Source organism: Spirochaetota bacterium, assembly GCA_034190085.1.
GTDB lineage: Bacteria > Spirochaetota > UBA4802 > UBA4802 > JAFGDQ01 > JAXHTS01.
Map to the genome: position 1 here is coordinate 25,204 of JAXHTS010000040.1, position 21,932 is coordinate 47,135.

Consider the following 21,932-nt stretch of genomic DNA (forward strand, 5'->3'; position numbering starts at 1 on the left):
TCATGAAAAAATATAAATACTATTTTACATCGATATTGATTATTACCACTGCCGTCTTTACATTTTCTGTCAGAGGCGTCAACTCTGAGGCAGGAAGGGATGAAGGTCGGATATGTTATCAATGTCATCCTGAAGTCAAAAAGGCCGTATTTTCTCAATCCGCTCATCTCCCAGCAAAAAAGGGGGATTGTGTAAAATGTCATAATCCACACACATCAAATTATGATAATTTTCTTTTAGAGGAAGGCGGCAATTTATGCTTCCAGTGTCACCAGGAAAAGAGGAAGGAGTTTCATACAAGTTATATGCATCTTCCGGTTAGTAAAGGGGAATGTGTTAAATGCCATAATCCCCATGCTTCAAAGAATCAGAAGCTCTTAAGTACAGGTAGTAATGATATCTGTTTCCAGTGCCATAAAAAGGAGAAGATATTTTCCCGGAAGAATATTCACGAACCACTAAATGAGGGCAACTGCCTGGAATGCCATAACCCGCATGCTTCAGAAGAAGAATTTCTGCTGGTTAGAAACAGCAGAGCGATTTGTCAGGATTGTCATTCCTCCGGTGACGAGGATTTGCGTAAGGCCCATAGGGATTCAATATCTGATGATACTAACTGCCTGGGCTGTCATAATCCTCATTCCTCCAACCACGATGCGCTGGGGAGAGAGTTCTCTCATAAACCCTTTGATGACAATGATTGTGAGGACTGTCACACCTCTAATGGAAACAGGATAACCATGACGATGAATAAAAATGGGAAGGCCCTCTGCTTTGATTGTCATGAGGAGATGGAGAAAAAATTTCAGAAGGTCTATAGTCACCTTCAGGGATATAGAGATAATGCTTGTCTGGAATGTCATAATCCTCACGCCTCTGATGATAAGGGTTTAAAGAGGGCGAGGGATGAGAAGATATGCTACTCCTGTCATGCTGATACTAAAAGGCGTGTGAAGGGAAATGATCCGATGTATAAATATAAACATCCTGACATTGAACGGTGTACAAGTTGTCATAATCCTCATGGAAGCAACTACAGACTGCTCTTGAAGTCTGATGAGAATGCTTCCTGTGAGGTATGCCATGAGACCCAGGGAAAGTTTACTCATCCTGTAGGAGCTAAGGTTATTGACCCACGATCGAAAAGGGATGTTAACTGTGTAACATGTCATAATCCCATGGGATCAGAGGATGAATACTGCGTTAGATTCGGCCGTAAAAAGAAATTATGCATTCAGTGCCATAGATATAGATAGTGTTTTGCAAGCCATGATTGATTTAGTAAAATATTCTGGAATACATGCATAATTATTCTATCTCTACATATCAAAATGGAGTAGTATCAGTATTTTAATTATAAGAGGAAAGGAATGTGAAAAAGATAAGGATATGGTTTTTTATAGGTAAATTGAAGATTTTCTTTTTTTTAATACTTCTAGACATGTCTTTTATTGTTAAGGGTGAGATCTATGCCGGGGAGACCTTGAGGTTTATCGCTACAATACATGGCGATGAGGTTTCTAAACCATTCAACCAACCATGTGGTTTTTTTTATGATGAGTCAAGGAAGAGAATTTATATAGCAGATACCAGGAATAACCGTTTGGTGTCCTATGATTCGCAATTTACATTTTTATCTGAATTTAGCGCAGAGGGAAAGCTGGAATTGCCAACGAGTTTGGTAAGGGATAGGAGAGGCAGACTGATAGTAACTGAAAGTAAAAAAAATCAGGTAACCCTAATAGACATTAAGAATAAAAAATACGATCCCCTGGATTTTTCAAAGGTGCCTACAGGTGATCCGGTTGTGCCTGGAAATCTGGCTATTGATAAAAAAAATCAACTTTACGTTGTAGATCGAGCCAATAAAAGGATCCTTGTATTCAATGAGAGTGGCAAATACATTCGAGGGATTACAATCAAAGAGGGCCTTGGTGGTTTTAACGATGTTAAGGTAGGCGAGGATGGCAATATTTATGCTATTGATACCCTAAAGGGTCGGGTTTATATCTTTAATCAGGAGGGAAAACTCCTTAGAAAATTTGGTGAAAGGAATAAAGGGGAAGGAAAGTTTGATTTTCCCGTAAGTTTGGCAGTTGATCGAAGGGGTCTGGTCTATGTGATTGATAGACATAAGAACCGTCTTCTGGTTTATAATCAAAAAGGGGATTATATTGAGGGCTACTCTCAGATTGGTTGGAAGGAGGGTAGATTTTATTATCCTACATATATCTTTATTGATCAATCGCAGCGGATATTTATAATTGATAGGGATAATAATAGAATACAGGTCTACAAAAGATAGAAACCTTATTTGAAACTGATCGACAAACTAATATAATGTTAGCATAGTGAATCATTAGCTATATCCATTATTATATAAGATCAATCTTTACCAATTTTGATAAATCTCTCTTATCGATTATTATCCTTCTATAGATTTCAAATGCAGCAGTAATATCTTGAATTGCGAGGCCAGTTGAGTCGAAGATGGTCTTTTGATCTGAAGATTCCCTTCCGGGTTTTTGCCCGGTCACAATCTCTCCAATATCACCATAGATATCCTTCTGTGTAATAACCTCTTTTGATACCGCTACATTTATCTCTCCACTATGTGAGGACTGTTCCCAGTTGTCTATTATGATTCTCGATTGAGTAAGAACTTCAAAATCTAATTCCTGCTTGCCTCGTGCGTCGGCACCGATTGCGTTTATGTGGACACCCTTTCGAATGTGTTCAGCTTTTACTATGGGTGTTCTAACTGGTGTTGTGGTGGTAATTATATCCGCTTTGCCGGCTGCTTCATCAACTGATAATGTATATTCTGCATCTAGCCCGTATTCATTGTTAACCATTTGAGCAAAGTCTTTCATGCTATCCTTAGAGACGTCATATGCTATTATTTTGGATATCCTGGGTCTAGCAATCAGGAGGGCCTTTAACTGTGTTCTTGCCTGATCACCTGTACCTATAAAAGTCGCGATTTCAGAATCCTCTCTCGATAGATATTTCGCGGCGATTCCTCCAGCGGCCCCGGTTCTCATCTTGGTTATATGGGTGCCATCCATTATAGCCAGGGGATAACCAGTGTCAGGGTCTATCAATGTTATGGTTGCCATCACAACAGGCATATCCTTATTATTAGGGTGAACAGTCACATTTTTCACCCCGGCTATTTTCATGGAAGGGATATGCACGGGCATACATCTCATATCCCCTTTATCAAAATAGAGATATTCCTTGGGTGGCATCTGCATCTTGCCCTCGCCGTACAGGATAAATGCTCTTTCAACTGTAGTGAGGTAATCGTTCATATTGAATACCTGTTCTATTTTAGATCTCTGAATTATATATGTTGACATCTTCATCGTTTGGACTCCAATTATAGTCTTATATCCACTCCTTTACTAGTTTAGCATAATATAAGGGGATGCATAATAAATTTTTAGATTTTTCTCTCATCATATCCTATTTATCGGTTGCTTATAATGTTCCAAAAAATGAGAATAGACAAATTACATCATTACTCCTAATAAATCTGTGATAGTGCAGGCAATGATTAGTCTTTCTGGGAGGATATCCCTTATTTCCTTTGAATACATGAGACTCAAACCCTTGGGATGTGATAGTCATAAGTATTAAGGGGTGGCAAAGCCCTAGGCCTAATTTGTTCTAATTCTGGATTATCTTTTCATAATAAAAAGTTCATAGTTGACATTCTGTTATTATTTGTAAAATGTAGCGCAAATATGCTGGGGGGATAACTTTATAAAATTAAAAATTGTAAGCGAATAAGATGGCATATGAAAACATACAACAATTCATCGAGAAGATTGAATCAATCGGGGAGTTGCATAGAATCTCCGCTTTAGTGGATCCGGTTTTGGAGATTACTGAGATCTCTGATCGAGTGTGTAAAATGAACGGGCCTGCCCTTCTCTTTGAGAATGTGAAGGGATCGCACTTCCCTCTTCTTATCAATGCCTTTAGTGGATATAATAGGATGCAGTTGGCCCTGGGATGCAGTTCCTTTGACGAGATTGGGGCTCGATTGGAATCCTATATAAAGATGCAGCCGCCAAAGGATATAAAAGAAAAGATAAGAACACTCTTTACACTTAAGAAAATGGCAAATTTTATTCCAAAAAGAGTAAAGCGAGCGCCATGTCAGGAGATTGTCTACAACAGTGATGTTCCACTACTTGATATGCTTCCCATTCTCAAATGTTGGCCTCAGGATGGTGGCCCCTTTATTACTCTACCCATAGTGATTACAAAGGATCCAGATAACGGGATTCAGAATGCCGGAATGTATCGCATGCATAAATATGACAACACCTCAACTGGAATGCATTGGCAATACAATAAGGATGGTGCGCGGCATTATGAGAAATATAAGAGGAGGGGTATCCGAATGGAGGTCGCTGTGGCTCTTGGTGGATCCCCTGCAGTGACCTATGCCTCAACTGCGCCGCTGCCGCCTGATATAGATGAATTCTTGTTTGCTGGCTTTATTAACTCACATCCTGTTAATATAGTAAAAGCCAAGACCCTTGATCTATATGTGCCTGCTGAATCTGATTTTATCCTCGAGGGATTTGTTGATCCTGTTGAAGAGAGGATTGAGGGCCCCTTTGGGGATCATACAGGATTCTATTCACTTGCGGATAACTACCCAGTGTTTCATGTTACCAGTATGACATGTAGAAGGGATGCAATCTATCCTGCGACTGTTGTGGGTAAACCTCCCATGGAGGATTGTTACATGGCAAAGGCTACTGAGAGGATATTCCTTCCATTAATAAAGATGATTGTGCCAGAGATAGTTGATATGGAGCTTCCCCTGGAGGGTGTCTTTCACAATTGCGCCTTGGTATCGATTGACAAAAGGTACTCAGGCCAAGCAAAGAAGGTTATCAATGTTTTATGGGGATTAGGACAGATGTCATCAACAAAGTATATTACGGTGTTTGATAAGGACATTGAACTTAGGGATTACAGCACTGTTGTGTGGAAACTCTTGAATAATGTTGATCCCAAGAGGGACATCCTCATATCTGAAGGACCCTTAGACGCCCTTGATCATTCAGCCTCGTATCCCAATTTTGGAGGGAAGATGGGCATAGACGCAACAAGAAAGACCCGTGAGGAAGGAATGGGTCGGGAATGGCCGGATGAGATTGTAATGGATGATATAATAAAAGAGATAGTGAATAGACGATGGAAGGAATATGGATTTTAGTAGGTTCTCTAAACTTATTCTTATAGACCAGACTCTCTATGCTCTTCCCTTTGCCTATATAGGTGTGTTATTCGCAGGTGGGGGATCGCTGGTGATCTGGATTCTAGTCACGGTAGCCCTTGTTGCCGCAAGGACCGCAGGAATGTCATTTAATAGGGTAATTGATGCCAGGATTGATGCCATAAATCCCAGAACTAAAGATCGTCATATACCAAAGGGAGAGGTTAAGCCTATACAGGTTTGGATGTTAGGCATAACAGCATCGATTGTATTTGTTGGCGCATCATACATGTTCAATCCCCTATGTTTTTATCTGTCCTTTGTCGCTGTTACAATGCTCTATACATATTCCTATTTCAAACGTTTTACATCATCTTCACATTTTTATCTTGGGTTCATTGAGGCTGCGGCTCCTATTGGCGGATATCTTGCTGTAAAGGGTGAATTTGACTTGATCCCCTTGATTCTTGGATTTATTATCCTATGCTGGATCGCTGGGCTTGATATCCTTTATGCAATTCAGGATATGGAGTTTGATATTACTGAGAGGCTCTATTCAATACCAGCTATCCTTGGGGTGAGGCGGGCTTTGTTCATTTCAGCGTTCAGCTATATATTATCCTTTATCGCTCTAATATTCATAGGATGGTTCACGCACAGAAATTTTTCATTTTGGATTGCAGCAGTAGGTATTGGGGGAATATTAATCTATCAACAGAGACTTGCTCGGCACGATGAAATTTCTTCCGCTATTGAAAGGATATTAGCGGTTAACAGGTATATCTCCCCATTGCTTTTTGTGGGGGTTCTAATTGAATCACTCTTTTAAAGGATGGAATGTAATGATAGTAACAGCAATTACAGGTGCTAGCGGATCCATATTGGGAATTAGGCTTATTGAGGAACTCCTCAACTCAGGAGAGAGGGTCGTGGCGATTGTGTCAGAAACTGCTTGGCGAATCATAGGTTGCGAGGTAAGCCATAATAAAGAGAATTACACATCCTTAAAGGAATTATTGATGTATCGCGGTGTAGCGCAAGGATTGGATCACTTTCATGAGTATGATAATAAGGATTTATTTTCACCTGTAGCCAGCGGCTCAACATCCTTTGAGGCTATGGTAGTCATCCCATGCTCCATGAAAACCCTGGCTTCTATATCACATGGTTATGCTGACTCACTAATAAGCAGGGCCTGCGATGTGGCTATAAAGGAGAAGCGAAGATGCATAATCGTTCCAAGGGAGACTCCCATGAGTATTATTCATTTAGAGAATATGTATAAAGCAGGTCTTGCAGGCGTGGACGTTGTGCCGCCAGTGCCAGGATTTTATACACACCCTAGGTCAATTGATGATGTAATAGACTTTGTTATCGGCAGAATTCTAAATCTATTGGGCAAGGAACACGCATTGTTCAAGAGTTGGGGAAACGTTGGTCTCTCCTGATATAATAATTTGAGTATAATCAACAGTGGAACTACAAAATAAAATAAAAAATAGAGAGCTTCGAAGCATAGCAGAAAAGGTATGCCAGGGAGTCCCTGTAAGCGATTCAGACGCAGAGTATATGCTCACTACAAATGATATCCTTGATCTCGGTAGCATCGCTAACTTCCTAAGATCAAAATTGCATGGTAATAATACCTATTATGGCGTTAACATCAATTTGAACTACACCAACATCTGTCAACTGCGCTGTCCCATCTGCGCATTCTCCAGGGATGAAGATGACGAGGATGCTTATTGTATGACACTTGGGCAGATCGAGGAAAGGATTCGAAAGGCTCTCCCCCTTGGCATAGATGAGGTTCATATTGTGGGGGGTCTCCATCCTACACTCACTATTGATTACTACGAATCAATGATAAGACGCATAAAGAGCATAAAACCGAGTATTTTTGTAGTGGCCTTTACAGCGGTTGAGTATGATCATTTTGCAAGATTGAACAGTATGTCATTGGAGGAGGTGTTCAAAAGGCTTATTGATGCTGGTGTGGGGGCATTGCCTGGGGGTGGCGCAGAAATCTTTTCGCCTAGAGTGAGAAACGTAATCACGCCAAAAAAGATAACAGGAGAAGAGTGGATAGATGTTATGCGTACAGCCCATAAAATGGGCATTAAAACAAATGCAACTATGCTGTACAATCATATTGAAAGTGTTGAGGATATTGTTGATCATCTCTCGCGGATAAGATCCCTGCAGGAGGAGACAGGTGGCTTCAAAACCTTTGTCCCACTTCTGTATCACGATCGCAATGCCAGAATGAAATCCAATCGATCCACAATCACAGGATTTGATGATATTCGGATTTATGCAACTAGCAGAATTTATCTGCATAATGTGACTCATCTAAAGTCGCTGTGGATGTATGTTGGAGATAAAATGGCTCAAGTGCTTCTGAAATTTGGTGTTGATGAGATGGGCGCAACATATAATAATGAAAAGATCGTGCATTCTGCCGGGGCACAGACACCGGATTATGGCTCAGAGTCATTCCTGCGAAGGCTTATCGAAGAGGCGCGATTCAATCCTATAAGGTCTACAGCAAATTATACAATCAATTGAAGGGAGGAACAGAATGAAACTCGGTTATATTGATTATCTGAATTGTTATCCCTTCTATCACTATATGTTTGAGAAGGAGAATTTAAAGGGGGTATGTGTTATACCGGGGTATCCTAACGAACTCAATCGGATGATGCATTCTCATGAACTCGATATGAGTCCTATTTCCGCGGCAACCTGCGCGGACATTGCAGATGAGATTATGCTGCTTCCGCAGTTCTGCCTAAGTTCAGCAGGATACGTCGGTTCAGTAATACTTGCAAGCAAGATACCCATTGAAAAGCTGAATAACAAGAGAATCGGAATCACCAGCGCATCACATACATCATGTGTGATGTTGAAAGCTTTGTTGCAAAATTATTATAGGGTTAATCCGTTATATTTTACAACCGATCCTTTTCCTGACCTAAAGCATATGGATGCCGCATTGATTATTGGCAATGAGGCTATGATCCCCCATAATGAACCCGTTCCCTATGTATATGATCTGGGTGAGCTCTGGTTTCAACAGACCGGCTTCCCAATAGTCTTTGCAGTATTTTCCATTCGAGAAAGAATTATTGAAAGGTATGCTTCAGACATAAGGTCTGTTATACAATCCTATCACAATTCCCTGCTCTGTCTTGAAAAGGAAAAAGAAAACGTTATTCTCAAGGCAAGAGAAAAGTATCCCAATGTCTTTTATAACATTGATGAGTATTATAGTAATCTACAATTCGAGTTCACTAAGGATTTAAAAAGGGCATTAGATTTTTATCATTCCATAGCCGGGGAGTTGGGATTGATTAAAAAGGTTGCGTCATTAAAATATCTAACAATTGATTAATGCCGGTCAAGAGGTGGAAAGTTTAAATGTTTGAAGATAGGGAAAGCAATAGTCTTGTTGACAGGATATATAGGGGAGAACGAATATCCACCCAGGAAGCCAGAGCGTTATTCGAATGGGGTTTTGTCGAGCTGGGCACAGCTGGGGATATGAGAAGAAGATTGGCATCTCCAAAGGCAGAGGTGGGATTTATTGTTGATCGAATTATCAATTTTACTAATATATGCGAGGCTGGATGTGAATTTTGTGCCTTTCACGCTGGCGCTAAGAGCATTAGCGCTTATGAACTTACAATAGACAATATATGCAAAAAGGTTGAGGGGCTTCAAATATTAAGGGGAACACAGGTTATGCTCCAGGGGGGACTCCATCCTAATTATACATTGGACACCTATCTTGCTATGGTGAGAACCATAAAAAGCAGTTTCCCTGATATCTACCTCCACTCTTTTTCTCCGGCAGAACTGATGCATATCTCCCAAAAGGAAGCTATTACGCTGGATGAGGTTATAAGCGCATTAAAAAACGCAGGCCTTGATTCTGTGCCCGGCGCATCTGATCTTTTAGTAGATAGAATTAGGAAAAGGGTTAGTCCCAAGAAATTAACAAAGGATGAATGGTGCGAGGTTATGCGCGCTCTTTGTCGTCATGGGATTAAGTCGTCAGCAACAATGACCTATGGGATGGGAGAGTGTATTGAGGAGAGGATTGAGCATCTGAAGGTGATACGGGATATTCAGGATGAAACAGGCATCATTCGAGCCTTCATCCCATGGTCGTTTTCTCCTGTCAATACATGCCTTGACAATATCCTGCCAGCGACTGGGATTGAGTATCTCCAAATGGTTTCTATTTCAAGAATATTTCTTGATAACATTAAATATATACAGGCAGGTTGGCTCACAGAGGGATTAAAACTCGCCCAGATCGCTCTAGCAATGGGGGCTAATGATATGGGCGGGGTGCTCATGGAAGAGGTGGTTGTAAAAGCGACAGGCATTAAAACAAAGACAAACATCCCTGAACTCATAAATATAATCAAAAATGCTGGCAGGGTTCCTGTTCAAAGAGATTCTGAATATAATGCTATCAGGAGCTTTTAATGAAGAGCAGACTCGGTTATGAGATCAATAATGACAATCCCGAAGACAAAAAAAGGTTTATTAGGGGTTTGTTCAAATCAATAGTATCCACCTACGATATCGCTAATAGGGTGTTATCTTTTGGAATTGATATGCGGTGGCGCAGAGAAATGCTGAGCTACATCAATATTTTGCATAACATTCGGGCTGTTGATCTATGCTGCGGAACGGGGGATGTCACTAAGCTTTTTCATAAAAGGGGTATAGAGGTCTTTCCCATTGATTTCAGCATCGATATGATACGTAAGGGTGTAAAGAGAAGGGCGCTTAGGGATCGTTCAATTGTAGCTGATGTTAGCTCGTTGCCATTAAAGGATAATAGCTTCAATTTAGCAACAATCGCATTTGGTGTTCGCAATATCCCTGATCTGGATATTTTTATGATTGAAGTCAGGCGAATATTAACCAAAGGCGGAAAGCTTATATTATTGGAGCTTGTTCGACCTGAAAATATCGTTATTAGATTTTTGTATTCGCTATACCTTAATATAATGTTGCCATTTGTAGGAGGGCTAATGTCCTTTAAACCAATGGCCTACCGATATCTATCAAGGAGCATTGCCACCTTTATGTCCCCTGAAAATCTAAAGTTCATGCTGGAAAAACACGGTTTTGTCGAAATCTGTCATTATTTTCAAACCTTCGGTATTGCTATCATTATTGTCTGCCAAAAGGATCAGTCATGACCACGCTGGATATCGCTTTCTCTCCATGTCCCAATGACACCTTTGTGTTTCATGCAATGCTTCATGGCTTGATCAATACTGAACCATTTCATTTCACCCCATACGTTCATGATGTTGAGGATTTGAATATGAAGGCCTTTTCGTGTGATTTTCGTATTACAAAGCTTTCATTCTATGCCTATCTTCAATTGAGTGAGAAATACGAACTCCTCGATTCAGGGGCAGCGTTGGGTTATGGGTGTGGACCCTTGTTGGTCGCAAGGTCGTCAAACATTCCAATTTCCAAAGCTACGATAGCCATTCCTGGAAGATACACCACAGCGTATCTTCTCTTGAAAATCGTCTATCCAGATGTTTCTAATATTCAGGTAGCCCGATTCGATGAGATACTTCCAGGTGTGCAGTCTGGGAGATTTGATGCTGGCCTTATCATACATGAAGGCCGATTCGTTTATCAGGATTACAATTGTGTGAAGATTATAGACCTCGGTGAATGGTGGGAAGAGGAGACAGGGATGCCTATCCCTCTGGGATGTATTGCAATTAGAAGGGATCAAACCACACTTCAATATAAAAGGGATATTGAATCAATTCTTGTAAAATCTATTCAATTTGCGGAGCAAAATAGAAACGCGTCACGGGATTTCATTAAATCATATGCACAGGAGCTGGAAGATCATGTTATAGATGAACATATCAATCTATATGTGAATGAGTATACGCTTTCTTTAGGTGATATTGGCGAAAGATCAATACATATGCTCAAACAAATGGCGCAAGAAAGGAGACTATTGACTATTCAGCGGGATATTTGATCGAATAGTATTCTTGAAAATATAATTATGATATGATTCGGGCACATGCCCTCTGTCACATTTTGATATTAACCATTTTGGCCTGCTTTCAAAAAAGGATCTCTTACTAAATAGTAGGACAAGTGCATCCCCTTAACCATAATTGGCAGTCCCTATCCTATAATACTCTTGATCCTATCTTTTTATAGTTGTGGATAATTAATTAAAGTATGTTTTATAAACTGAATATGAGGTATCACCTTAACATAGCATCAAACAATTGCTGTCATTGTTATGAGCTTGTTCTGTCGTTTTTTATGATTCTATCTTTTAACTCTTTTATTTCCTTATTCAACCTCTTTGTCTCTTTGTGTTTTTTTGCAAGCGATGTTAAAGTAACAATGGCAACAATAGCCCCACCTATAGCCAAAACTAAAAATATCAGTAAGATGATATTTGTCTCAAACTCCCATGCTGCAAATTTCAGTGCTATTGTTTTGTTGTTCTGAATGCCAAATATTATTATCAGTACCCCTAACAAAATGGCTGTAACCAATTTAACTCTTGATAAAACTGTACCCTTTGATTTTTCAACAGTGCCTTCAGGTATTGCTATTCTTTTGTCAGTCATTTTTATCGCCAGTTTCTTTATCTTCGCTTACAGCTTTTTGCATCTTCTCAAGGATAGTTGATGTGCTTTTTCGTAATTCCCCAAGTCCACCTGTTTTACGCAGTGCATAGATTGAGAGAATTAAAGCAATTATGGCAATTATAAAATTTAATACAGTCATAACACCCTCTCCTTTTTGTTCAAAATTTACTCTGTATAAAAGCTTGCTTATTAAATATTTTAATAGCTTATGAAAAAAGCAATCATCATATTTTATAATTTATGCATTTATCAAGTTCATGTAATTAGGAATACATCTCATTTTGTAGTATACACAACTTTTCTTCTCCTAAATATTATCACATTTCCTTGTTAATCCAAATCGTCATTTATAGTAAAATATTATTCTTCATATTCATCATCAAGTGGCTCTTCCTGTTCAACTGATTCTGTAGGATTATTTTGTTTATCTTTTGAACATTCTGTAAGAGAAAAACAAATAGATAGCGAAACAACACATAAAAGTATAATTTTTAATAAGCTATTAATCATTATCTTGCTCCATATAATTATTTATTTTCAGATTTTTATAAATAAGTTATTAGATTCCTGCTTTTAGGAAAATATAACTTTTTTGTGAACAATAATTAGTATTTGCCAGCCTCCATCTTCTTCTTATGAATTTCACTACCTGTCTTTACTATAATTAGACGTAATATTGTGCTGATTTAATAATTCAAGATTGATTGTAATCGTTAGTGTTTTAATAACTCTCTTCATACTCTCCTTGATCTTCATATTCTTGGTATTCATCATCCTGCTCATTTTCTTCTTCATTTTCAGATGTAGTATCTAAAGATTCACCCTCTTCAGAAGATTTACTATCATCTTGATCATCTGTGATAGCCCCTGACGTCACGTCTCCTGCAGGGCATAAAGGATCAGATTTTTGAATTGATTTACACTCAATTGAGTAAATAATCACCAACAAAACCACCAGAGCTAATTGTAACTTCTTCATGCTTCTACTTCCTCCTAGCGATAATATGTAGATGACTTATAAATAGTCCTTCATGAATATCTTTAAGAATCGAGCTTTTTGAGCTTTTCTATATCCTCTTTTGCCGTTTTTGAATCTGATAATTTTTTTATTATAGTATTTATTAGGTCTCTCTGAAATTTATCATCTGACTTTATTAAATGATAATTAGTAAACTGTCCTTCACGCTCCTCGTTCACGATGCCTGTAAGCCTTAATCGTGTTAGGTGCTTTGAGATGCTGGGTTGTGTGGCATCGAGAACCTGGCTTAATTCAGAAACATTCATGTAACGTATATGCAGAAGATTTATTATTCGAAGTCTCGTGTCCTCGCCGAGTGATTTCAATATTTTCCTTGCTTTTTTTATGTCCTCCATATTACCATATGCTCATATGGTAATATGGGTCCAATGTTGAATTTTGTCAAGTCAATATTGTTTTTCTAAATTATTTTTTAAACATAAAAAACAGTTGATAATTATAATTGTAAAAATATTTATTCTACTTCTAAAAATCGATCTTAAATGTTGGAATAAATGAAGATGAAATGTGATTTAGCATATTTATATGCTTTGTTTAGAGCAAAGCCACAAATATTTAGAATTTCCTCCTTTAATATTTTGCAAAATTTATTAAGAGAGGATAATTATATAATATTTTTTAAAATTAATAAAATAGTTAGTGGTGCGAGCTCATTTTTCAGTGTAAGAGAATTAAATGTAGCAGGTTATAGTTATATCAGTGAGGCAACAAGGTGAATATTACATCAATTATTAGTTTTGATATTTTTTCTTATGTTATCCTTCCTCTTCTTATTTTCATTGCACGCGTCTGTGACGTTTCGATTGGCACAATACGCATTATATTTGTATCTAAGGGGAATAAGGTGCTCTCTCCATTGCTAGGCTTCTTTGAAATACTAATTTGGCTTTGTGCAATTGGTCAGATTATGCAGAATTTAAATAACTTCGGCTGCTTTATCGCATATGCAGGCGGGTTTGCTGCTGGAAATTTTGTGGGAATATTCATTGAAGAGAGATTAGCCGTGGGTATATTGCTAATACGAATTATTACTAAAAGGGATGCTTCTCAACTTATAGAATATCTTAAGGCTGATGGTTACGGGGTTACAGTGATAGATGCTGAAGGAGCATGTGGCAAAGTAAACGTCATTTATACAATAATTGATCGTCATAACCTTGAAGATGTTGTTGGTATCATTAAAAGTTTTAATCCAAAAGCATTTTATTCTGTAGAGGATGTCAAATTTATAAGTGAAAGAATATCTCCATTAAAAAATTCAAGAACCCCAAAAAATAATAAATTGTTACAATTGCTTAGGCTTCGGAAAAAAGAAAAATAACCATAAATGAATGATGAATATGCTAAAGTGTGAGCGTTATGTATTGTGGATTAACATAAAAAATGGCATTAAATAAAAAACGAATTGACTTATAAAATAGTTATGTAGTTTAAAGGCCAAAAAGTAAATTATGAACCTAAAAAGATTCAATCCTCTCATATGCTATCCCTTAGCAAAGGTGATAAATGAGTACTCGAATTTGAAGTTAGATTGTTTGTAATGCTTTTTAATAGATAATATATTCCCAAAAACACTATATTAGGGTTTAAAGTGATGTTTAGCAGAGATTTTATCCTTACGGTGAGTGTAATATTTCATATTGGCTTAAGGGGAAAGGATGAATAGTGATTAGCATGATTTCTATCCTTGAACCCGAGACTAATATACAGAGTAGTTTGATATAAATATGAAGGGACGAATAATCATAGATAAGGAATTCTGCAAAGGTTGTAAATTTTGCATCGAGTTTTGCCCCAAAGGCACTATCCATTTATCAGATGATTTTAATACTAAGGGGTACTATTACGCAGAATTCAGTGATGGAATGGAGTGCTCAGGATGTGCTATTTGCGCTATTATGTGCCCTGAGGCTGCTGTGGAGGTGTATCGTGAATAGAGTGCTGATGAATGGGACCAGCGCAATTGGTGAGTCGGCAATTCAGGCCGGATGCACCTATTATTTCGGATATCCAATAACCCCGCAGAATGAATTGCCTGAGTACATGTCGCAGAGGCTTCCTGAGGTTCCTGGTGGTGTGTTTATTCAAGCGGAGAGCGAGCTTTCTGCAATAAATATGGTTCTTGGCGCTAGCGCTGCCGGAGCCAGGGTAATGACCTCTTCAAGCAGTCCTGGCATCAGCCTTAAACAGGAGAGCATCTCATACCTCGCTGCCCAGGAACTCCCTGCTGTAATTGTGAATATTGTGAGGGGAGGACCTGGCCTTGGCAATATATCATTCTCTCAAGCCGACTATTTTCAGTCAACGCGTGGTGGTGGTCATGGTGATTACAGAACCATTGTCCTTGCGCCAGACTCAGTTCAGGAGATGGCTGACATGACCTATAATGCATTTGATTTGGCTGACAACTATAGAATGCCTGTAATTGTATTGGGAGATGGCATGCTCGGTCAGATTATGGAACCGGTGATAATCCCTAATGCTAAGAAGAAGACACCTGTAAAGAAGGATTACATTGTTAATGGCGCCAAGGGGAGGGGGCCACGAGTAATCAAGTCGTTTTTTGTGGAAGGCAAAGACCTGGAAGATCACAACTGGAAGTTGTTTAGAAAATACAGAAAGATTGAACAGACTGAGGTGCTCTATGATACCTACCTTCTTGATGACGCAAATATGGCTGTTTTAGCGTATGGCACAGCTGCGAGAATTGCTAAGGGAGCAATTAAGAGACTCCGAAAGGAGGATGAAAATATTAAAATAGGGATGATAAGGCCTAAGACACTCTGGCCCTTCCCGACAAAAGTGATCAAGGATACATCTCGGATCATCAATGATTTTTTTGTCTTTGAGCTTAGCACAGGACAGATGATAGATGATGTTAAGCTTTCGCTCGATGGCAGAGGACATATCCATTTTTATGGAAGGCCTGGGGCTGTTGTTCCAACACCATCTGAACTTGCCCGAATAATGGCACGTCATTATCACCAATCACAAAGGACAAGGAAGGGATGAGGAAGTTCTATTCGAGACCAAATTCATTAAAAAGAATCCCGATGCACTATTGTCCTGGATGCGGACATAGCATCATTCATCGTCTAATAGCTGAACTCCTTGATGAAATGGATCTTCAGGGCAGAGCGATATGCACACCACCACCTGGATGTTCAGTATTGGCTTATAATTATCTGAACATTGATATGGTTGAGGCGCCTCATGGGCGCGGCGCAGCGGTTGCCACTGGCATTAAGCGAGTGCAGCCTAACTGCCTCGTCTTCTCCTATCAGGGCGATGGTGATCTTGCTGCCATTGGAACGGCTGAGACAATACATGCAGCGAATCGGGGTGAGTTTATTACAGCTATTTTTGTCAATAATGCAGTCTATGCAATGACCGGTGGACAGATGGCGCCTACAACACTTATAGGACAGAAGACAACTACATCGCCTTACGGCCGCAATCCCCAAAATGAGGGACAACCGATTAAAATGAGTGAACTCTTATCCGCTTTTGATGGCGTCTCCTATATTGAACGTACTGCAGTTAACAGTCCGGCAAATATTAAAAAAGCTAAAAAATCAATACAAAAGGCCTTCCAGCATCAATTGAATAAAACGGGTTTTTCCCTTGTTGAAATATTATCACCATGCCCAACAAACTGGAAGATGGATCCTTTACAGTCATGCAAATGGATAGATGAAGTCATGACAAAAGAATTTACACTTGGTATAATGAAAGAAGTAAAATGTTAATAAAAACTATATTTTCCGGATTCGGCGGTCAGGGAATTCTATCTATGGGACAAATATTGGCAAAGGCCGCTATGTTAGAAGGCAAGTATGTTACCTACCTCCCTTCATATGGCACAGAGGTAAGGGGAGGAACCGCAAACTGCACAGTTACCATATCCGATGAAGAGATTGCATCACCCATTGCGTCAGAACCGGAGTTTATAATTGCAATGAATCAGCCCTCTTTTGTCAGGTTTCAAAGCCTGCTCCAGTCTGGTGGTTTTTTATTGTATAATTCATCATTGATTAATCCAAATTCTGTGAGAGGGGATATTGAAATACTAGGAATACCTTTGTTTGAAATTGTGCAAGAACTGGGTAGCAGGAAGGTGGCAAACATGGTAATACTCGGAGCCTATATTCGAATTAGCAACATAATCTCTATTGATAGTATAATAAAAAATCTTCCTGAAATTCTTGGAGCTAAGAAAGCCAAGCTGTTAAAGGAAAACAGAGAGGCCATGCTCCTCGGATATAATTATCTTAAGGAGTGGGAGAATGGTAATAAAACAGCTTTCAGTTAGTTTGGAAAATATACCAGGGAAATTGAGCGATATTAGCGACATTATGGGGAAGGAGGGGGTTAATATACGAGCCATCTCCGTTGCGGATACCTCGGATATCAGCACAGTCCGTTTTGTGGTTGATGATCCTCCAAAGGCGATAAATATCCTTAAATCAAATAATTATAACGTAAAAGAAACCGATGTGCTGGCAGTTGAAACACCTGATCATCCAGGGGGTCTCAACGCAGTCCTACAGCCACTCAAGGCAGCTAATATTAATGTTCACTACCTTTATCCATTTCTCGGCCGGATTAGCGAACAGGCCATAATAATACTCGGTGTTGATAAGATAGAAGAGACGGATAGAGTATTAAAAGAGAATTGGGTTCATACATTAGGAGAAGAGATATATAATATGTAATATACCCCAACTAAATCTTTGCATACAGCATTGGGAATATACCAATCCATCCCACCATCCGTAAAAAAATCCCATTATCAAAAGCTATTATCACTAAATACATTACACTGCTACTACCCTCTATATATCCACTATGGTGTTGAAGCTGATAAGCTATTATATGATCTGATCATATTATGAAAAAATTCTATTCTCATGGAATAAAATAAATTTTGACTTTCTTAAAAAAATAAAATATAATCTTAGCAAGATCAGTATTGGATACACTTTCAATATGTTGAATATTAAGATGAAAAGCAGAGAACATAAGAATGAATTTATCTGAAAGATGGAATATATACTTTTTATTATGCACAATAGCATTGCTATCAATATCTTGTTCAGAAGAGAAAAGCGGAACAGATATTGTTTCAATATCCAGTGTTAATGCTTTTGTAACCATCTCTGATATTAAAAAAGGCATTAAGAAGACAACCTCCCGAATGACTCAGGTTAACCTCTCTCATCAGGTTCATGAGGAGACCGGAGTCCCTTGTATTACCTGTCATCGAAAGGAGAAGAATGATTCAAGAATCAAGAAATGCGTTTATTGTCATAAGGGGCTACAGGGTGCAACACATCTTCATAAATTCTGTATAAAGTGCCATAAAGAGAAAAACAATGGCCCTATATCCTGCGTTGAATGCCATGTTGAAGGAAATAGAAAGTATCTAAATGAAGAAACGAAAAAAGAATATAGCTCTAATGGTGTATATAACAAAAACATTCGCCTTCTTCATGAAAAAGCGGGAGTACAATGTATTGTATGTCACCATAATAGTAGTGTTACTGATAGTGTGGACATGAAGCAGGAGAAAAAATGTTCAAATTGTCATACAGGTGAATCAAGAATGCGCATAATGCATGTCTTCTGTAAGGAATGTCATAAGAGAAAAGATAAGGGCCCTATCCTAAGCAAAAAAAATGGTCCTATCGATTGTGATGGATGTCATAAAAGAAAAGATAACATGATATCTCAGAAATAGACCTGTTTTGGTTAAATGATAATTCTACATGGAGTGTGAAAATGATCCTTCATGTATAATTCCTGTTAAGGTATTAACTGAGATTGAATACTTGCTATTTTGCAATTTCAAAGAATTAAAGAGTTTTTGATTTGGCTGTGAAATTATTCATTATTGCATTTATTGAGGAATACGATGAAATCGGATAATAATTCATTTAATCTAAATAGAAGGGATTTTCTTAAGTTATTCGGAGGCACAGTTGCTGCATTGAGTATTCCCTCAGCTGTGCTTGAAGGCTGCAAAAAGGAGATACAAAAGGCGATAGAGGCAACCCCTGTCATATGGCTGCAGGGTCAGTCCTGTTCAGGATGTTCTGTTTCGCTATTAAACACAACAAAGCCTGATGCAGCAACACTGATTACAAAATATATCAGCCTGAACTTTCATCAGACCATAAGCGCTGGTACAGGGCATGTGTTGATTGATGTAATAGAGGATGCTCTTAAGAAGAAGCGAAAAGATTTTATTCTAGTTGTTGAGGGCTCCATACCTACAAAAGGAAACGAATACTGCACACTCGGTATTGTCAAGGATGATCATGTGGATATTGAAAAGTGGGTTTCAGAACTCGGTAATAATGCAAAAGCTGTGATCGCTGTTGGAACGTGCGCTGCATTTGGCGGTATACCTGCAGCAAGGGGCAATGTTACTGGCGCGAAATCGGTTATCGATATTCTTCCTAAAAGATCGATCATCAATGTTCCCGGTTGTCCGCCACATCCGGATTGGATTACAGGAACGATTGTGCATTATCTCCTATATGGCAAGCCTGAACTCGATGAATTCAACAGGCCTAAGTATTTTTTCGCTAAAACGGTGCATGACATGTGTGAACATCTTCCCAAATATAAAAAGGGAGAGTTTGCTCAGTTTTGGGGTGATGAGGGTTGTCTATATCTGCTTGGATGCCTTGGCATAGACTCAAACTGTGACATACCCAAGAGAAAATGGATGGATGGCGTGAGTTCATGTACAGATTGCGGTTCGGGCTGTATTGGATGTACGGAGAAGGTGTTCCCAGACACAGGCAATAGAGGACTATATATGCATAGGATGGCTGAGTGTAAGGAGGGTGAGGTGATTGACAGCGAAGAAGCGGGTAATCCATTTGAGTATTCAACCCATCGAATAGAGAGAGGAATAAATAATGTCTAAGGTACTAATTGATCCATTAAGCAGGATTGAAGGACATCTATCAATAGAAATTGATGTGTCCAATGGGACGGTGAATAACGCTAAATGCAAGGGTGATATGTTTCGTGGTTTCGAAATGCTCTTAAAGGGAAGAAACCCTGTGGATGCAAATATGATAACCCAAAGGATATGCGGGGTTTGCCCCATATCTCATGCTGTGGCATCGAGTAAATGCTTGGAATCGGCTTTTAATATTAAACCCTCCAGGAATGGAATGATATTGAGAAACCTAATACTTGCGGCAAATTATTTGCAATCGCATATAATTCATTTTTATCATCTTGCAGCGCTGGATTATGTAGATATTAAAGCGCTTCTTAAATATAGTGGAGAAAACAAGGCTCTCAATAATCTAAAATCATGGGCTAACATAGAACTCCAAAAGAAGAGCGGAACTCCCAATGAAATTACAGCCCTTGCGCCATTTCTTCCCAGGTATGAAGGAGAGGATTTCTATATTAAGGATACAGGCTTGAATATTGACCTAATCTCACACTATGTAATGGCTTTGGATATTAGGATGAAGGCGCATAAGCTAGCCGCAATCTTTGGAGGCAAGATACCCCATGCCGCAAGTCTGCTTCCTGGCGGGGTGTCACAAAAGGTCACAAAGGATAAATTGAAAGAGTATAAAAGTTTATTGGAAGAAATAGAAGTCTTTGTAAACAAAATATATCTTAATGATATTCTTGAGGTGGCAAAGGCATTTCCTGAATATTTTTCCATGGGAAGATATTATTCATTCCTTTCATTTGGTGTTTTTGGTGATGACCTGAATGAAGAGTTCCTGTTTCATAGGGGTGTGGCTCAGAAGACGAGGCTAAGAAGGTTTGATCCTGCTAAGATTAAAGAATATGTACAGCATTCTCGTTACAAATCTATGAGTGGACTTCATCCGTCAAGGGGTGAAACAGTCGCGCATAGAGATAAGGAAGACGCATATTCATGGGTAAAGGCGCCTCGATATAATGGAATGCCCTATGAGGTGGGACCGCTTGCCAGGATCGTTGTCAGCTATCTTTCGGGCAGTAGTGTTGTTAAGGGAGAGGTGGATTCACTTTTAAGAATTTTTAGCGCGGACATAACATCGCTGTTCTCTGTTATAGGCCGTCACGCCGCGCGGGTATTGGAATGCAAAATTCTATGTCAACAGGCAAGGAACTGGATTGAAGAGGTTAAGATCGGCTCTCCATCCAGAACGCAATACAGGATTCCCGATAAGGGCGAAGGCATGGGGCTTACTGAAGCGCCTAGAGGCGCTTTGGGACATTGGATGGTTATCAAAGATTATAAAATAGATAACTATCAGTGTGTGGTGCCAACAACGTGGAATATCGGTCCAAGGGATGATGATGGCAACTTGGGGGTTGTGGAACAGGCTCTATCCGGAACTAAAATATCTGATAAACACAATCCTATTGAGGCGGCTAGAGTTGTTAGATCCTTTGATCCCTGCTTGGCATGCGCAATCCATGTTATTGAAGGAGATCGCGCCCTCAAACGCTTCAAGGTATGCTGAATTTGATTATATCCGGCATTGATATGTTAACTTAAAGAAATAGACTCCAAAATATTAAGGAGTATAGAAAATGCTTTTAAGGACAATTATATATTTATTATATTTGCTCATTTACATAACAATGACCATTTCTTTTGCGGATCAGAATGATTCCTCAAAACCGAAAAAAAAACTTAAGGATATGAAAATTATCATACTCCCGAAAACAGGGCATAGAAAATCGGAGATCATGTTCAATCACCTTGAACATATTGAGAAGTACAATACTGAATGTGTTGATTGTCACCATAAGGCGACTAATAAGAAATGCGCAACCTGTCATTTAAAGAAGGATCAGCGAGAGATAGTGAACCTCAAGGACGCGTTTCATCAACAATGTCATGATTGCCACAGAGAAACATCAGGCCCAAAGGCCTGTGGAAGGTGTCATATAAAGAATGAATAGCCTTATTCTCAGACTATTCTATGCAATCATAAGGAGATGATCT

The 21,932-nt window shown here is 39.0% G+C and carries 25 protein-coding genes; 20 read left to right on the forward strand and 5 right to left on the reverse strand.

What is annotated here, in order from left to right; all coding sequences use genetic code 11:
* The first annotated feature begins 2 nt into the window (after positions 1-2).
* Positions 3-1,256: a cytochrome c3 family protein gene (locus SVZ03_07200; protein ID MDY6933995.1), complete on the forward strand. Its 1,254-nt coding sequence runs from the start codon at positions 3-5 to the stop codon at positions 1,254-1,256.
* 116 nt (positions 1,257-1,372) lie between these two features.
* Positions 1,373-2,305, forward strand: coding sequence for an NHL repeat-containing protein (locus tag SVZ03_07205; GenBank protein MDY6933996.1), 933 nt, complete (start codon positions 1,373-1,375; stop codon positions 2,303-2,305).
* A gap of 70 nt (positions 2,306-2,375) precedes the next feature.
* Here SVZ03_07205 and SVZ03_07210 read toward each other — a convergent pair whose 3' ends face one another.
* On the reverse strand, positions 2,376-3,368 hold the full coding sequence (locus SVZ03_07210; GenBank protein MDY6933997.1) for an ornithine cyclodeaminase family protein: 993 nt from the start codon (positions 3,366-3,368) through the stop codon (positions 2,376-2,378).
* A 428-nt stretch (positions 3,369-3,796) separates the two neighbouring features.
* On the opposite strand from SVZ03_07210, the gene SVZ03_07215 reads away from it, so the two are divergent.
* From SVZ03_07215 to SVZ03_07250, 8 genes are read left to right on the forward strand one after another with little or no spacing between them, the layout of a single operon-like run.
* On the forward strand, positions 3,797-5,242 hold the full coding sequence (locus tag SVZ03_07215; GenBank protein ID MDY6933998.1) for a menaquinone biosynthesis decarboxylase: 1,446 nt from the start codon (positions 3,797-3,799) through the stop codon (positions 5,240-5,242).
* A complete protein-coding gene (locus SVZ03_07220) occupies positions 5,232-6,071 on the forward strand; it encodes a UbiA-like polyprenyltransferase (GenBank protein ID MDY6933999.1) in 840 nt (279 codons plus the stop codon). The genes SVZ03_07215 and SVZ03_07220 overlap by 11 nt, the downstream gene beginning before the upstream one ends.
* A gap of 13 nt (positions 6,072-6,084) precedes the next feature.
* Entirely contained in the window at positions 6,085-6,690 is a 606-nt protein-coding gene (locus tag SVZ03_07225; protein MDY6934000.1) for a UbiX family flavin prenyltransferase, read from the forward strand.
* Positions 6,691-6,715: 25 nt separating this feature from the next.
* Positions 6,716-7,810, forward strand: a complete 1,095-nt coding sequence (locus SVZ03_07230) for a CofH family radical SAM protein (GenBank protein ID MDY6934001.1) — start codon at positions 6,716-6,718, stop codon at positions 7,808-7,810.
* A 13-nt stretch (positions 7,811-7,823) separates the two neighbouring features.
* Complete coding sequence (locus SVZ03_07235; protein ID MDY6934002.1) at positions 7,824-8,636, forward strand: menaquinone biosynthesis protein; 813 nt, start codon at positions 7,824-7,826, stop codon at positions 8,634-8,636.
* Positions 8,637-8,662: 26 nt separating this feature from the next.
* Positions 8,663-9,739 (forward strand): CofH family radical SAM protein, encoded by a 1,077-nt coding sequence (locus tag SVZ03_07240; protein ID MDY6934003.1) that lies wholly within the window; start codon positions 8,663-8,665, stop codon positions 9,737-9,739.
* Positions 9,739-10,464, forward strand: a complete 726-nt coding sequence (locus SVZ03_07245; GenBank protein ID MDY6934004.1) for a ubiquinone/menaquinone biosynthesis methyltransferase — start codon at positions 9,739-9,741, stop codon at positions 10,462-10,464. The genes SVZ03_07240 and SVZ03_07245 overlap by 1 nt, the downstream gene beginning before the upstream one ends.
* Positions 10,461-11,279: a 1,4-dihydroxy-6-naphthoate synthase gene (locus SVZ03_07250; GenBank protein MDY6934005.1), complete on the forward strand. Its 819-nt coding sequence runs from the start codon at positions 10,461-10,463 to the stop codon at positions 11,277-11,279. Before SVZ03_07245 ends, SVZ03_07250 begins: the two co-directional genes overlap by 4 nt.
* Before the next feature lie 271 nt (positions 11,280-11,550).
* On the opposite strand, the gene SVZ03_07255 is transcribed toward SVZ03_07250, so the two are convergent.
* The 4 genes from SVZ03_07255 to SVZ03_07270 form a co-directional block, all read right to left on the reverse strand.
* Entirely contained in the window at positions 11,551-11,889 is a 339-nt protein-coding gene (locus tag SVZ03_07255) for a LapA family protein (GenBank protein MDY6934006.1), read from the reverse strand.
* Positions 11,882-12,049: a hypothetical protein gene (locus SVZ03_07260; protein ID MDY6934007.1), complete on the reverse strand. Its 168-nt coding sequence runs from the start codon at positions 12,047-12,049 to the stop codon at positions 11,882-11,884. Before SVZ03_07260 ends, SVZ03_07255 begins: the two co-directional genes overlap by 8 nt.
* Positions 12,050-12,631: 582 nt before the next feature.
* The gene (locus SVZ03_07265) at positions 12,632-12,889 is read right to left on the reverse strand and encodes a hypothetical protein (protein MDY6934008.1); all 258 of its coding nucleotides are present in this window, start codon (positions 12,887-12,889) and stop codon (positions 12,632-12,634) included.
* Between the two features lie 62 nt (positions 12,890-12,951).
* Positions 12,952-13,284, reverse strand: coding sequence for a metalloregulator ArsR/SmtB family transcription factor (locus SVZ03_07270; GenBank protein ID MDY6934009.1), 333 nt, complete (start codon positions 13,282-13,284; stop codon positions 12,952-12,954).
* 377 nt (positions 13,285-13,661) lie between these two features.
* Here SVZ03_07270 and SVZ03_07275 point away from each other — a divergent pair, with 377 nt between their 5' ends.
* The 10 genes from SVZ03_07275 (at position 13,662) to SVZ03_07320 (ending at position 21,889) form a co-directional block, all read left to right on the forward strand.
* Positions 13,662-14,270: a DUF2179 domain-containing protein gene (locus SVZ03_07275; protein ID MDY6934010.1), complete on the forward strand. Its 609-nt coding sequence runs from the start codon at positions 13,662-13,664 to the stop codon at positions 14,268-14,270.
* A gap of 406 nt (positions 14,271-14,676) precedes the next feature.
* Positions 14,677-14,886, forward strand: coding sequence for a ferredoxin family protein (locus SVZ03_07280; protein ID MDY6934011.1), 210 nt, complete (start codon positions 14,677-14,679; stop codon positions 14,884-14,886).
* Positions 14,879-15,961 carry a 3-methyl-2-oxobutanoate dehydrogenase subunit VorB gene (locus tag SVZ03_07285; GenBank protein MDY6934012.1) on the forward strand — a complete coding sequence of 361 codons (1,083 nt, stop codon included), beginning with the start codon at positions 14,879-14,881 and terminating at the stop codon, positions 15,959-15,961. Before SVZ03_07280 ends, SVZ03_07285 begins: the two co-directional genes overlap by 8 nt.
* Positions 15,958-16,698: a thiamine pyrophosphate-dependent enzyme gene (locus SVZ03_07290; protein ID MDY6934013.1), complete on the forward strand. Its 741-nt coding sequence runs from the start codon at positions 15,958-15,960 to the stop codon at positions 16,696-16,698. The genes SVZ03_07285 and SVZ03_07290 overlap by 4 nt, the downstream gene beginning before the upstream one ends.
* Entirely contained in the window at positions 16,692-17,261 is a 570-nt protein-coding gene (locus SVZ03_07295; protein MDY6934014.1) for a 2-oxoacid:acceptor oxidoreductase family protein, read from the forward strand. The genes SVZ03_07290 and SVZ03_07295 overlap by 7 nt, the downstream gene beginning before the upstream one ends.
* A complete protein-coding gene (locus tag SVZ03_07300; GenBank protein MDY6934015.1) occupies positions 17,236-17,664 on the forward strand; it encodes an ACT domain-containing protein in 429 nt (142 codons plus the stop codon). Before SVZ03_07295 ends, SVZ03_07300 begins: the two co-directional genes overlap by 26 nt.
* 311 nt (positions 17,665-17,975) lie before the next feature.
* Positions 17,976-18,689 (forward strand): cytochrome c3 family protein, encoded by a 714-nt coding sequence (locus SVZ03_07305; GenBank protein MDY6934016.1) that lies wholly within the window; start codon positions 17,976-17,978, stop codon positions 18,687-18,689.
* Between the two features lie 174 nt (positions 18,690-18,863).
* Complete coding sequence (locus SVZ03_07310; protein ID MDY6934017.1) at positions 18,864-19,886, forward strand: hydrogenase small subunit; 1,023 nt, start codon at positions 18,864-18,866, stop codon at positions 19,884-19,886.
* Positions 19,879-21,444, forward strand: coding sequence for a nickel-dependent hydrogenase large subunit (locus SVZ03_07315; protein ID MDY6934018.1), 1,566 nt, complete (start codon positions 19,879-19,881; stop codon positions 21,442-21,444). The genes SVZ03_07310 and SVZ03_07315 overlap by 8 nt, the downstream gene beginning before the upstream one ends.
* Before the next feature lie 70 nt (positions 21,445-21,514).
* Positions 21,515-21,889: a cytochrome c3 family protein gene (locus SVZ03_07320; GenBank protein MDY6934019.1), complete on the forward strand. Its 375-nt coding sequence runs from the start codon at positions 21,515-21,517 to the stop codon at positions 21,887-21,889.
* Positions 21,890-21,932 lie beyond the last annotated feature (43 nt).

Bases quoted from the DNA above. Each gene is read 5' to 3' on its own strand.
- SVZ03_07200 (MDY6933995.1), top strand. From the start codon at position 3: ATGAAAAAATATAAATACTATTTTACATCGATATTGATTATTACCACT.
- SVZ03_07210 (MDY6933997.1), bottom strand. From the start codon at position 3,368: ATGAAGATGTCAACATATATAATTCAGAGATCTAAAATAGAACAGGTA.
- SVZ03_07215 (MDY6933998.1), top strand. From the start codon at position 3,797: ATGGCATATGAAAACATACAACAATTCATCGAGAAGATTGAATCAATC.
- SVZ03_07220 (MDY6933999.1), top strand. From the start codon at position 5,232: ATGGATTTTAGTAGGTTCTCTAAACTTATTCTTATAGACCAGACTCTC.
- SVZ03_07225 (MDY6934000.1), top strand. From the start codon at position 6,085: ATGATAGTAACAGCAATTACAGGTGCTAGCGGATCCATATTGGGAATT.
- SVZ03_07235 (MDY6934002.1), top strand. From the start codon at position 7,824: ATGAAACTCGGTTATATTGATTATCTGAATTGTTATCCCTTCTATCAC.
- SVZ03_07240 (MDY6934003.1), top strand. From the start codon at position 8,663: ATGTTTGAAGATAGGGAAAGCAATAGTCTTGTTGACAGGATATATAGG.
- SVZ03_07245 (MDY6934004.1), top strand. From the start codon at position 9,739: ATGAAGAGCAGACTCGGTTATGAGATCAATAATGACAATCCCGAAGAC.
- SVZ03_07250 (MDY6934005.1), top strand. From the start codon at position 10,461: ATGACCACGCTGGATATCGCTTTCTCTCCATGTCCCAATGACACCTTT.
- SVZ03_07255 (MDY6934006.1), bottom strand. From the start codon at position 11,889: ATGACTGACAAAAGAATAGCAATACCTGAAGGCACTGTTGAAAAATCA.
- SVZ03_07260 (MDY6934007.1), bottom strand. From the start codon at position 12,049: ATGACTGTATTAAATTTTATAATTGCCATAATTGCTTTAATTCTCTCA.
- SVZ03_07265 (MDY6934008.1), bottom strand. From the start codon at position 12,889: ATGAAGAAGTTACAATTAGCTCTGGTGGTTTTGTTGGTGATTATTTAC.
- SVZ03_07270 (MDY6934009.1), bottom strand. From the start codon at position 13,284: ATGGAGGACATAAAAAAAGCAAGGAAAATATTGAAATCACTCGGCGAG.
- SVZ03_07280 (MDY6934011.1), top strand. From the start codon at position 14,677: ATGAAGGGACGAATAATCATAGATAAGGAATTCTGCAAAGGTTGTAAA.
- SVZ03_07290 (MDY6934013.1), top strand. From the start codon at position 15,958: ATGAGGAAGTTCTATTCGAGACCAAATTCATTAAAAAGAATCCCGATG.
- SVZ03_07295 (MDY6934014.1), top strand. From the start codon at position 16,692: ATGTTAATAAAAACTATATTTTCCGGATTCGGCGGTCAGGGAATTCTA.
- SVZ03_07300 (MDY6934015.1), top strand. From the start codon at position 17,236: ATGGTAATAAAACAGCTTTCAGTTAGTTTGGAAAATATACCAGGGAAA.
- SVZ03_07305 (MDY6934016.1), top strand. From the start codon at position 17,976: ATGAATTTATCTGAAAGATGGAATATATACTTTTTATTATGCACAATA.
- SVZ03_07310 (MDY6934017.1), top strand. From the start codon at position 18,864: ATGAAATCGGATAATAATTCATTTAATCTAAATAGAAGGGATTTTCTT.
- SVZ03_07315 (MDY6934018.1), top strand. From the start codon at position 19,879: ATGTCTAAGGTACTAATTGATCCATTAAGCAGGATTGAAGGACATCTA.
- SVZ03_07320 (MDY6934019.1), top strand. From the start codon at position 21,515: ATGCTTTTAAGGACAATTATATATTTATTATATTTGCTCATTTACATA.